This window comes from Flagellimonas yonaguniensis (assembly GCF_029193885.1).
GTDB classification, from domain to species: Bacteria; Bacteroidota; Bacteroidia; order Flavobacteriales; family Flavobacteriaceae; genus Flagellimonas; species Flagellimonas yonaguniensis.
Genome location: NZ_JARFVB010000007.1, coordinates 105,887 through 117,724 on the forward strand (window position 1 = coordinate 105,887; position 11,838 = coordinate 117,724).

Annotated in this window: 10 protein-coding genes; all 10 read right to left on the reverse strand. The window is 37.8% G+C overall.

Annotated features, from left to right (window positions below; genetic code table 11):
* Positions 1 to 67: 67 nt before the first annotated feature.
* Positions 68 to 1,246 carry an MvaI/BcnI restriction endonuclease family protein gene (locus PY092_RS12610; RefSeq protein ID WP_275616166.1) on the reverse strand — a complete coding sequence of 393 codons (1,179 nt, stop codon included), beginning with the start codon at positions 1,244 to 1,246 and terminating at the stop codon, positions 68 to 70.
* Positions 1,243 to 2,310, reverse strand: coding sequence for a hypothetical protein (locus tag PY092_RS12615; protein WP_275616167.1), 1,068 nt, complete (start codon positions 2,308 to 2,310; stop codon positions 1,243 to 1,245). Before PY092_RS12615 ends, PY092_RS12610 begins: the two co-directional genes overlap by 4 nt.
* Before the next feature lies 1 nt (position 2,311).
* Entirely contained in the window at positions 2,312 to 3,457 is a 1,146-nt protein-coding gene (locus PY092_RS12620; RefSeq protein ID WP_275616168.1) for a hypothetical protein, read from the reverse strand.
* 5 nt (positions 3,458 to 3,462) lie between these two features.
* Positions 3,463 to 5,676: a DNA cytosine methyltransferase gene (locus PY092_RS12625; protein WP_275616169.1), complete on the reverse strand. Its 2,214-nt coding sequence runs from the start codon at positions 5,674 to 5,676 to the stop codon at positions 3,463 to 3,465.
* 289 nt (positions 5,677 to 5,965) lie between these two features.
* A complete protein-coding gene (locus PY092_RS12630; RefSeq protein WP_275616170.1) occupies positions 5,966 to 6,748 on the reverse strand; it encodes a matrixin family metalloprotease in 783 nt (260 codons plus the stop codon).
* Positions 6,749 to 6,823: 75 nt separating this feature from the next.
* Complete coding sequence (locus PY092_RS12635) at positions 6,824 to 7,156, reverse strand: hypothetical protein (protein ID WP_275616171.1); 333 nt, start codon at positions 7,154 to 7,156, stop codon at positions 6,824 to 6,826.
* Positions 7,157 to 7,167: 11 nt separating this feature from the next.
* Entirely contained in the window at positions 7,168 to 8,610 is a 1,443-nt protein-coding gene (locus tag PY092_RS12640) for a hypothetical protein (RefSeq protein ID WP_275616172.1), read from the reverse strand.
* Positions 8,611 to 8,712: 102 nt separating this feature from the next.
* Positions 8,713 to 9,327, reverse strand: a complete 615-nt coding sequence (locus PY092_RS12645; RefSeq protein WP_275616173.1) for a response regulator — start codon at positions 9,325 to 9,327, stop codon at positions 8,713 to 8,715.
* The gene (locus PY092_RS12650) at positions 9,324 to 11,084 is read right to left on the reverse strand and encodes an ATP-binding protein (RefSeq protein ID WP_275616174.1); all 1,761 of its coding nucleotides are present in this window, start codon (positions 11,082 to 11,084) and stop codon (positions 9,324 to 9,326) included. The genes PY092_RS12645 and PY092_RS12650 overlap by 4 nt, the downstream gene beginning before the upstream one ends.
* 4 nt (positions 11,085 to 11,088) lie before the next feature.
* Positions 11,089 to 11,685, reverse strand: a complete 597-nt coding sequence (locus PY092_RS12655; RefSeq protein WP_275616175.1) for a hypothetical protein — start codon at positions 11,683 to 11,685, stop codon at positions 11,089 to 11,091.
* Between the last annotated feature and the right edge of the window lie 153 nt (positions 11,686 to 11,838).

Below are 11,838 nucleotides of genomic sequence, written 5' to 3' on the forward strand. Positions count from 1 at the left end.
TAGATTGTGCTGCGTCAAGGCATTGTAATCTACTACCATCTGAAAAAAACCGGAATGCACCGCCTCTTTAAATTAAGGTATATGTTTCACTGGGTGGGAAAAGCAGCTCAATTCCTTTAGGTTTTATCTTGAACAACGGTCCTTTTTCAACCACCTTTCCTTTGGAATTTCGCTTGATCAAATGATCTAAAGTGATGATTCCTTGATCAATCAAAAGGTCAAATTGTGAGGTGATTGGCTTTTTGGTATGTTCCACCAATTTGTACTGAAAATGTTCCTTCCCATCCCTATGGATACTATCTGCTTCCACCCAAAAAGTCTCTTTGTGCTTTTCCCTTAATCGATTATGAAGCTTGTCCAAGGTCCATACTACAAAATCACCAATATCAGGAATGTTGGAATTCTCAACCAATTGATCGATGTCCGAATCCAATTTAAGGCTCAGGCCTTGGGAGTTTTGTGTTATTGCCGAAACGGTACAATATAGTTTGAAATCATCCCCACGATTGTATCCAAATGCATCGAGAATCTCTTGGGAACTCTTGAACTTGCTCAACTTCCAGTCAGGTACTTGGGCAAACAGGTTTTTTCTATTGTTTCTTTTGCCACGAAAAGATTTGAGTTCAATTCCTTTATAGTCCGGCTGTTTCGAAGAGTTAATATCGATTCCAAGTGCTGTTTCCAGTGTCCGGCCCACTGATGTATCCGCATCCACCAAGGAAGGTATTGGGCCCGTTCCCGCTATTTTTCTCAGCATGGCCAATAGCTCAAAGGCCACTTCATTTTCCGTAGTGTTGATTTCAAGTATCAATTCCTGAAGCGGATTTCCAATGGAAGAGCTTATGAGTCCTTCCACATCCATTTTTGTCAGGTTAAAAATCTGGAACCTATCATCATAATAGATAATGGCAACAATATCATTGGGCTCTGCAAAATTGGACAGTCCATAGAACCAGATTCTGGGATCTCCATTTTTTGTTAAAGGGCGATAAAGAGAAGCTGTAGATTTTATAACCTTTAATCCCTCATAAATCACGGTTGGCATCAATACTTTATTCTTCGGTCCTTGCAGCTGTGATTCATAATGATGGATATTCTCCTCTTCCAAAAAACTGCGTACTGTTCCCGTGGCGTCCATTATGGACTTTTTCAACCCAGTTTCGGTCGGCTCTATCAAGGTGAATGGGACTTGATATTTTGTTAAGATCTTTATCTTATCCTGTTCGGCGTTAGAAAGTTTCCTCATGTTTTAAAGCATTGAGTGACAACTTCTTTCAATAAGGGTTCTGCAAATTCAACGATGAACTCTTCGTCATGCTTATCCATTATATACTCTCCAAACTTATTGTGAGCAATTGAGGATCTAACGCGATAAATCCAATATGCACAAATAGACGTTATTAATTCCTCATATCTGAAATTTCCTATCCTATCAAAGGATTCCTTATCAAATAAATTAGCACTATTCAAAATAGTCACAAAATGCTGTTTTTTTAGAGGATTACTTTGTCTTCCATATTCATAGAATATTGTATCTGCTTTGTTTTCAAAACCTTTTACAATATTCATTTTAAGCACTAAATCATCAATCTGTTTACAACGCTCAAAAACAATAGATTGTAATCTTTTTATCTCTTCTTTTGTGTACTCTTTAAGTTTTGTACTTATTTCTCTTTCTTTATTTCCTTGTTCAACTAAATCCTTGATTTTTTCTGCAGTGTGTAGATCAAATTGTAATTCCAATAAATGATACAACTTTAAAAATCTATTAAACGGGTTAGGTTCGTTAATGGACAAAAGCAGATTATCCTTATATACACTATTAGATATTTTCAGGTCTTTACGGATTATAATTTTGGAAATAGTTTTCTTTTTTTCAAACTTAATCTCTGGTTTATCTTCGACGTGAAAATAACCTCCCCAAAGTGGTGATGTGCTCTTATATTTTCTGCGGTAAGTCGTAAAATATTTTGCTTCAATTAACAAATAATCATATCTAAATGTGTGGATTGGGTCTACAATAACCTCTTCTTGATAATCAATGTAGAAACAAATTCTTTCGTCATCAGGCAAGCTTGTGTAATCTCTTTTTGAGCCTTTCAAAAACTTAATCACTCCAATGGACAACCCTTTGCGAGTTGTTGGTTCATACTCAATTATTATCTCATTCTTTCTATCAAATGAATAGGAACATAAAATTGGCAAGGCTATTTTATTATTTATACTAACTCGATGAAATTCTTCTCTAACATCTTTATCTTCTAAAAAATCGTCTGACTCTTTTAGGGCGATAATATGTTCTAATTCCATTTTAATCCTTTTTCAGGTTAATTGATGACTCTATCCAACATTCATATAAAGTCCTATCACCCTCGTCGCGAAAATATTCGTCAAATGATTTAGATAATAATAATCGAGTAGCAAATCCAACATTATACCTTTTTGGATCTGCAACTTCTTCTCTAATCTTTTTATATTCATTTAGTTTGATTACGTCTTCTCCTTTTTGAGCGGATTTGAGTTTTTCGATTAAAACATTAATAGCCTTTTCAATCCTTTTGGCTTTTGTTTCGTGTAGCTTTCCTATTGAAGAAAAAAAAGAGTTTATGACATTCGCATCGGCGAACCAATTTCTAAAAGATTTTAATTCTGTATTATTACAAATTCTAAAAAGCCCCTCATCCAATTCACAATATTTTTTAAGATAGCCTTTAAATGAATTAAAGCTATCTGACAAATATTCCTCAGATTCATCCATAATTTTTTCCTCTACAATTTTTTGGGAAACAATTGTAGATTTGTCCACTTCTGGCGATTTTGTAAGGAAACTGTAATACGCTGTGACAAGTCTTTCAAAGGGAAATTGAGAGGCCTTTGTTCTCTTGTCCTCTTTATTTTCAACTAAAATTTCTAAAGTTGGTATGTCCTTTATCAAAGTTGTTCTCATTGTGGTAAATAACAACTCAATTTGATGCCTCATTGACATAGGCTTTTGCCCAGAATTTAATACAATCAGCCTATACACCAAATGAGAAATTTCAGGCTCCACCCATATTTCAAGAAGAAGCTTCTGTTCGGCCTTGAACTCAATTTTAGAGTCTATTAGCTCCTTTATTTTATGAGTTCTTTGAAGTCCGTCAAGAATATATATACTATCCTTTGTAGATTCTAATTGTAACGAAATTTTGTCCGTATCCCTTTTTTCTATTAAAGGTATAAATGCTTTGGCCTTACTCGGTTCAATAGCCAATGTAATGCCCGGCAATAAAGCACCTTCTTCTAAATCTTCTTTTAATCTCTTATATCCTCTATGGATTTCTTTTTTCCTTTGAAGCTGAAATTTGTTATAATTTTCGCCAATTAAATCAAAATATTCATTTACTAATATTTGTGCATAAATAACATTAGTATCAGTTCGATAATCTTTTGTGAAACCAATAATTTCAAGTGACTCCATTTGAATTATTTAATGTTTTTTAAAATTTCCATAGCAACCGCTCGTGCCAACAAAGGTGGAACGGCATTCCCAACCAAGGTATATTGGGGCAGTTCTGATTTCCTATTGTTTCCCCCTGTGGAGCGCTTACCCTGAAAGACAAAGGAGTCATCGAAAGATTGCAACCTTGCCATTTCCCGAACTGTTAGGGCCCTAGGTGTATTATAGTGGATGTAATCGTCGGGAATGGTCATGACCGTGGGGCTTTGACTTTCCGGTTTTAGCACATTATAGTTCCTCTTGTTCGAGGCAAGACCACATTTATTCAGCTTCTCCTGTGCGTTCTTGTAATCCCCTTCTTTAAGGATAATATCCAATCTTTTTATCACATCCTCCCCTTGCTTGCTGGTCTTATGGTTGTGCAAGACGGCATAATCCTTTTGATTATTATCCAGTGCTTCTGCATTCCTGACGTAAAAGGGGTTAGTGGTATTTGTAAACCTACCGTTGAGACGACCCGACCGGCTCCATTCGGCAAAGGTCTTTCCTTTTTTGGCCAAAGGCTTTCCTTCAATGGAGCGAGTTTTGAGCAAGCCCTTCATTTTGTTGGCCGTACCATTGTATTGTTTTGATATGTCGATAAGCTGATAGTGGTGTGCCTCTTCATCATTCCCTATGAAGTCAAGATCGTACAAGGCTTCGAATACCGAAACTTTCTCCTCTTCGGTTACGGTGGCGGGTATTTCAGAAATAAACTTCTGATCCTTTCTGCAACCAATGAAAAGGACCCGTTCCCTATTCTGTGGCACACCATAATTTGAGGAATTTGCAACGAACGGTGCTTCGATCCTGTACAGCCTGATCTCTTCAATTATCTTTTGAAGTTCAGTGACTTGTCGTTTGTTGCAAAAGGTCTTGATAATGGACAGGCAGTCATCAATATTAAGGACATAGATCTTCAATGCATGTATTATATCCTCACATTGTTTTCGGAACTTTTTCTCAACCTTTAGTTCTTTGAACGCCTGTTGAATTTTATCTATGATCTCCTGCGAATCCAGATGGGTCAAAAATTGGGTAAAAGTATCCACAAAAGCATCATTATCGATGTTGCAGAAATCCTTTTCCCGAATGATGTCCCTTTTGAGCTTTTCCCATTCCTTGTTCCGTATCAGCAGATTAAAGCCATGTCTGATGGTACTGATTCGGGTATCAGTCTTACTGGTCCGGTAATCAACAATATTCGGGGTCAATTTTTTAAATCGGGAATCAACGGTCCTGATATAATTTTCCTTTTCCACTTCAGCCTTGGCATCAGTGAACTGTTCCATCTCGATCCGCTTTACCAAACAATCCAGAATAAAGTTGTCCTCTGGATTGGCCTTCTTCAATGCATTGACAAAGGCGGAAAGCTTCGGTACTTCGTTGATATCCACGATGGAATTGATCTCCGTCAATATGAGCTCCTTTATCTTCCCGCGTTCCTTGGTCAGGATCCCCTTGACATTTTCCATCACAAAGTATTTGGGCTGCAATACTTTGATGACCTCCAGATAATGGGCAAAAAGATCATCCTTTTTATCGAACTTTTTTCGTTTTCCCGCTAAACTGAAACTTTGGCAAGGCGGCCCCCCACAGACCACATCCACCTGCTTTCCCTTAAGCTTGGCCAACAAGTTGTCCAAAAAATCGGGTTCCGTGATATCCTGACACAAAAATTCCGCATCCAACCCCAATTGGTAGTTATAGCGAACCAAATGGGTCAATTCAGAATTGTCATTGATGTCATTGGCCAACAAAAACTCAAAATATTTGTTGTTGCTCCCTGCTTGTAAAAATCCCTCGCTGAACCCCCCTGCCCCAGCGAACAGATCCACGAAGGTAAATGCCTCTCCATTTGGGATATTGGGCTTCTTTACAATATTGATATCATGTCCTTCTTTATAGGCATTGACAAAATCAGTGAGTTTGTCCTTTATTTCATCATCTGTATATTTCTTTTTGAGGGAATTGTTGAAAAGCTCTTCGGCCCTATCCCTTAAATATCCCAAATAATGATTTATCTCGATTGCCCTTTCCGCAGTGTCGATTACTGATTGTGTCTCTTTATCAAATTCTTCCGGTCTAATTTTCTCTTTGGTTGAGACCTTTACTTGTTTAGAATTACAATTGATCCTGAGATGGATAGGGGCAAAACCTTTTCTGTCGGTCTTATCAAGATAAAAATTGAATGTTGCCATGATGTATTGCGGACGATTTTACGGACACGGACAAATCTACGGACAGTTGAACAATTATCCAATTCTTTTTCGGATAGGTTTAGTATGTAAAATTATCCCGCCTTATTGTTCAATTGAAAATCACCTTTTTGGTAAGAATAAAACATGTAGGTCAGGAACCCCGCTAAATACAATTGTTCAAAATTCACAATCTAGAGTTCATATCACTCCACAACAATCAACAAACCAATCCATTAGCGCGGTTTGCCGACTATATCCACAATTCTTTTAATTATGCAAAAGACTAGGATCACACAATTCCCCCAAGTATATGATAAGGGAAAAATTTAACTATTCTGGTGCCATTAATGTGTGTCAATTCCCCACTCCACACCCTTTGATATAATTGCTTTAAATCTTTTCGATCGTTATCTGTCATTATTGATTCCTTCCCGTAATTCATTATGGTGAAAGGATTTTGATGACCAAATTTAATAGATGGGTAAGCTGATTCCTTTAACTCGGCAAAAAAATGTCTCAAACCAAATATATGACCAAGTTCATGTGCAATGGTTTCTATTTGCTCTTGTTCTGATTGCTCAAAAAGTTTTGGGTAAATCACCAATTGATGTCGTCCTCCATCTGGAAAAAAAGCACTTGCCAATGAACATCCCATCGGATTACAGTTATCTTGCTTTACAACAATTTCAAAATCCCATCCATCACTCTTTTCACTAAATCTTACAGGTGCCGCATCCTCCCACAACAAAATACCCTTTGCAAAAATGTTTCTTATTCCATTCATGGCAGCATCTGGGTTGTTAAAAACATTATACAAGCTAGGGCTAAAACGCCATCTTAAAATAACATCTTTTTCCCATAACGGAATGAAACCTTCTGAAGCATCAACCACAATCTCAAAGAGGCTTCGATTCTTTGGCGTTTGATATCCTTTGGAATCTGTTTCGCAAATAATCTTCGTTTTACTCACATAATAGTTATGAATAGCAGCGTCGCCATGGACATTTTTATTTTGTGATGAACGCATTTCATAAATGTTCATTTCATTTTTTTCTATTGTATTTGTTTTCATCGTACTCGAATCAGGAGATTTATTGGATTTTTTAATACTTGCTTTCGGACCGAAACTGATCCACTGTTCTAAAAATTACCCTATTGGGTTAAAGAGATATACCAACACAAACACAGCAATGGCACCAGATGCAGTAATAGCAGGCTCTTTTTCGGCCAAATTAGCAGGTTCTGGATCACCACTTGAATTTGTGAGCATGTGCATCCCATTTTGGTTATTCTGATACCGTATCTGTAACATTCCAGGGATTGAAATGCTGATGGCAGAGGCAGCCAACGCTATAAGCACACGAAACACCCATAAGGCAAAATCTCCTTCCGGGAATTGAACACGATTAACAATTAGTGTGACTATCCCAAAGGCCAATATGCCAAAGAGAAACATGATTCTTGCATTTGAATTCTTCATGATAAGAAATTTTAGTTGTTAGTTGACTCTGGCTTACTCAAATTGAAAGTAACACCCACAAAAAATGCCGGGCGATACACTTTATCGTAATTGATGTTTGTATTATCCTCAGATATGAAAGTCCTGATACCATTGCTGACATCGGACAGGTTTGCTGTATTGAGTTTGTCAATCTTTGTCATGGACACTCCAGCGGTAAGCACAAACCGGTTTGATTCTGTAAAAAGTGCAGATAACCCTAAATAAAAACCTAAATCAGCATCATCTTCCACACTTAATCCTGCCGAAATACCAGGTTGTATATCTTTAAAGCCTCTTGGGTAAACATGGACCAAAGCCCCCAATGCATGGGTCATTTTATCTTTGTTATTAGCCTTAATGGACGTAGCAGAGGAATCGCTGGCACGGAAACTGGAATAACTCTCATTCCCCTTAAAACTCAGCATATAGCCACTACTAAAATTGACCTTGACCCCGCCTTTTGTCTTTAGGGTTATGGGCTTGTAGGTGTGAAGGGTATCCCCTTTTGCATTTTTGAGAGCAATCTTGGCGGTAAAGACATCCCCAGTGGCATGACCGGCATCCCCATAAATGGTGAAACATGCATCATCTATTTTCTGATACAAACGAATCCCTGCATTTACCTTATTCTCCAGATTTTGCTTGTTCTCCTTCTTGTGCAGCTCTTCATAGGCTTTCTTGACAAAATCATATTCTGTTTTAAACTTTGGTTGACTCAAATCAACCACGGACATGTCTTCGATGTTTCTTTTTTCTCCACTTTTAAATCGCAATGAGACCGACATGGTCCCTATTTCCTTCTTCTCGTTTATCTCCTCATACAATCTTTTAAGTTGAAAATATGCTACTTCCAAGGTGTTCAACGCTTGTGGAAGTTTGCGGTAAAGTATGGGTATACTGTCCTCGTCAAAATAGGATTGGACAATACTCCCAGCATGTTCTTTGAAGCCTTTGGCGTTCTGGATAAAAAGATTGTCATTCAATAAAGCCACTAATTGACCGTCCAATTTGGAATAGCCATCAATCTTGCGATATTCATTGATAAAGATTCTCAGTAGCGATGAAAAGATTTGGTGTTTTGTAACATTTATATCTATATCATCAAGCGCACCTGGTTCATACATTTCTGCTATATTGCCCAAATCAATTTTCTCAGGGCCCTCTAATGCACCAGAGATAATGTCTGGGATTTCAAAATCAATGTTTGTAGATTTACTTTCACTAACACCTTCCACCAATATATTGTTCACGTTATCTATTCGATATTTCACCCAAGCTTTATACTGAATAAATTTTGGGATCTGATTTTCTCCAAAAGGGTTCAAAACAATGGCCGTTGAATCTTTTTTAAGGCATTTCTCATTATTAGAATTTTGGGCACTTAGCAGTCCAACATTTAAAATCATTAGAAAAAGAAGTACATAAGTTTTCATGGCTATACCTATTAGTTGATAGTCCAAACCTATCGAACTTAAGTATTCGAGAAAATCCCCATTCATAGGGATTTTTACACTAACTCACTAAAAACAAGAAATTTAAAATTCGTATTTCTTCTCCACCGCATAGCGCAACAACTCCCCTGCCCCACTCAATCCCAATTTTCGGATCATATTTTTACGATGGGTGTCCACGGTACTTTTTCCGATAAAGAGTTCATCGGCAATTTGGTGAGAGGTCCTGCCCTTGGCTATCAATTGTAGAATTTCCCGCTCCCGAGAGGATAATATGCTTTGGGAGCTGTTTTTTTCGGCACTGGGCTGGTGAATTTTTTTGTCATAGTAGGTGTTGCCCGAAGCCACCGCACGAATGGCCTCCAAAACCACTTCCAAGCTACTGTTTTTAAGAATATACCCATGCGCTCCGGCTTCCAGCATTTGTTTTACGGCTTCCTCTTGGTCGAACATGGTAAACGCAACAACTTTGGTATGGGGCAGCTCCTTGAGGATGATCTTAGTGGCCTCAATACCATCCAATTTGGGCATACGAATATCGCAGAGTACTACTTTGGGTTGTTTCAGTCGCACTAATTTGAGTAATTCTTCCCCATTGTTGGCATGACCAATTACTGAAATATCATCTTCATACCTCACATAGGATCGAATGCCATCAATCAGAGCTTGATGGTCTTCGGCTATGGCCACGGTAATCATACGGGGATATCGATTAGAATGGAAGTTCCTTTGCCCAACACGCTATCCACGGTAAAGTTGCCTTCCAAATGTTCCACTCGTTTTTCAATGTTGGTCAGTCCCATTCCCGATTTTTCTTTGTCCAATTTAGAGCGGTCAAAGCCTTTTCCATTGTCTTCGACAATAATATTCAGGTTATCCTCGTGTTGGGTCAATTGAATATTTACCTTGGTGGCTTCCGCATGTTTTATGACATTGGCCACTAATTCCTGCACCATTCTAAAAATGGATAGCTCCAAGGAATTTTCCATGCGCTCACCCAATCCGAAATCTTCCACGGTGACTTGCAGGGTATTGGATTCAGATATGGACATAGCCATTTTTTTGATGGCAGGCAACAACCCTTGATCACTCATTACCCCTGAGTTTTTACTATGGGCCATACCTCGAATTTTTTGGTAGGCCTCTTCCAACAGTCTTTGGGCATTTTTCAACGCAGGGTCTTGGGTGCCGACCTTGGCATTGTCAAAATGGAGTTTAATGGTCGCCATGAGACTTCCCAAATCATCATGAAGTTCTCCAGCCACTTTTTGGCGTTCCTTTTCTTGACCCTCAATCATGGCATCAATGCTTAACAGTTCTTGCTCTTTGAGAAGGTTTTCCACCCGTTGATGTTTAAGCAATACTTCTTGTTCGGCAAGTTGACGTTTTTTGATTGTGTTTTTTTGAAGAAGGATGGCTATTCCAGCACCCAAGAACAAGGCTAGGCTTGCAGCAATAAGCCAATTACGATTGGCTAATCGCCTTTTTTCAATCTCCAAATTGTCTGCTCTAAGCTTTTCATTGTCATATTTTTCCTGAATATCCGAGATAGTGGAGTTTTGTTGAGCTAGGTTAATCACATCCTTAATGGAATCATATTTATAAAGATAGTTATAGGCATTCTCAAAATCGCCCAAGTAATAATAAGTCAAGTCCATGTTGCCGAACAATATCTTTTTGGTAATATTCCCATACTGTTTCACTTGAAGTGTTTCCGCCATCTTGTAGTATCGGAGGGCTTCATTTAAATTTTCCGATCTTCGGTAGCTATTCCCTATGTTGTTCAAAAGATCATGGTACTGGTTGGAATATTCAGGCATTCTTTTTTTAGAATGAAGTAAATCCAAAGCATGGAAATAATAATATCTGGCCGAGTCGTTGTCCTGTATTCTATTTGAATGAACTGCCCCCATATTCATTAAATTAACGATGGCCAATCTTATACTGTCAATGCTATTAAAATGTACATATGCACTTCTAAAGTGCTCCAAAGGGATTTCGGGATTACTATCCAGATAGGTTTTTCGGCCTAAATAATTTTGACCTTTCCCCATGAGGTATGGACTTCCAACAGATGTGGCATACTCCCAGAACTTTTCAAAATAACTGTAATGATCACTTTCAAGATTATTCTGGCTTTCCAACAGATCACTGATTATCAAGTTCGTTTCAGCAACTTCTTCTGCCAAGTTTCGATGTTCAAAATCCTTCAAGGCCTCGTTGTAATAATAAAAAGCAGAATCGGCCAAGTTTAAGTTCTGGAATGCCCCTGCATATAAAATCAAGTACTCTCCCTTATGAAGTATACCGCTTTCTTCTCTTGCCAATTGATACTCTTTGATCAATTTCCTATGGGCGCCTTGATTGTTCAATTCATTCAAATAAATCCATAGACTATCTTGTGCTTGCGCTTGCAGCAAGGTGATACAAGAGAACATCATAAGAAAAGACCGCAACAAGCTACAACTTCTGATTTCCACCAATCACATCTCCATCTTGTTCTTTGGGTTGCAAAGGTTCATCCAGATTAACACTGGGACATTTGCTTTCTCGCCTAATCTTGTCCTTAGCAAATTTATAGTCATTGATTCCTTGAATCTTTGTGATTTCAATACCGCTTTGATCATTGAATATATATACCAACAATTTATCATGATCCCTCATACGTGTACTATATCGATTTAATTCCTCAACAGGTTCATCAACAGTGATAAACTTTTTTATTGGCGTTTGAGGAGTACATTTTTCCCCTCCCTTTAAATGAACCAGTATTGCATTAATTGATTCGGTGGATATACTTCGTAGGGTATCGAGTTCTAAGTCGTTACTGGTGACAGGTATGTTTAATTTGACCCAGACCTTATCTTCTTTAAAATAGAAATAATTCTGCTCTTTATCACATAAACTATACTTTCCAGGGAGGCACTCCTCATTTTGGGTTTCAGTTTGTGCTTTACTTTCTTTTGATTTATTTTCAAAATCATCTTGTTTTTTTTCCGTGGTACCGCAAGAGCCAATCAAAAATATAATGGCAGTCACCAATGCTATTTTCTTCATACTGATAATTTTTAAATTGGTTATTTAATTCTTCAACAATAAAGCAAAAATGAAATGACGGCAATCCCCATTCCTAGGGATTTTTACCAAAAACAACGAAGAAAAATTATTAGGTAAAGATATGAGGATGTGTAAGTTAGTAAATAAACATTG

What these genes read in the sequence shown, in the direction of transcription:
- PY092_RS12635 (WP_275616171.1), bottom strand. Translation starts at nt 7,156, where the DNA reads ATGAAGAATTCAAATGCAAGAATCATGTTTCTCTTTGGCATATTGGCC.
- PY092_RS12625 (WP_275616169.1), bottom strand. Translation starts at nt 5,676, where the DNA reads ATGGCAACATTCAATTTTTATCTTGATAAGACCGACAGAAAAGGTTTT.
- PY092_RS12640 (WP_275616172.1), bottom strand. Translation starts at nt 8,610, where the DNA reads ATGAAAACTTATGTACTTCTTTTTCTAATGATTTTAAATGTTGGACTG.
- PY092_RS12610 (WP_275616166.1), bottom strand. Translation starts at nt 1,246, where the DNA reads ATGAGGAAACTTTCTAACGCCGAACAGGATAAGATAAAGATCTTAACA.
- PY092_RS12655 (WP_275616175.1), bottom strand. Translation starts at nt 11,685, where the DNA reads ATGAAGAAAATAGCATTGGTGACTGCCATTATATTTTTGATTGGCTCT.
- PY092_RS12615 (WP_275616167.1), bottom strand. Translation starts at nt 2,310, where the DNA reads ATGGAATTAGAACATATTATCGCCCTAAAAGAGTCAGACGATTTTTTA.
- PY092_RS12630 (WP_275616170.1), bottom strand. Translation starts at nt 6,748, where the DNA reads ATGAAAACAAATACAATAGAAAAAAATGAAATGAACATTTATGAAATG.
- PY092_RS12645 (WP_275616173.1), bottom strand. Translation starts at nt 9,327, where the DNA reads ATGATTACCGTGGCCATAGCCGAAGACCATCAAGCTCTGATTGATGGC.
- PY092_RS12620 (WP_275616168.1), bottom strand. Translation starts at nt 3,457, where the DNA reads ATGGAGTCACTTGAAATTATTGGTTTCACAAAAGATTATCGAACTGAT.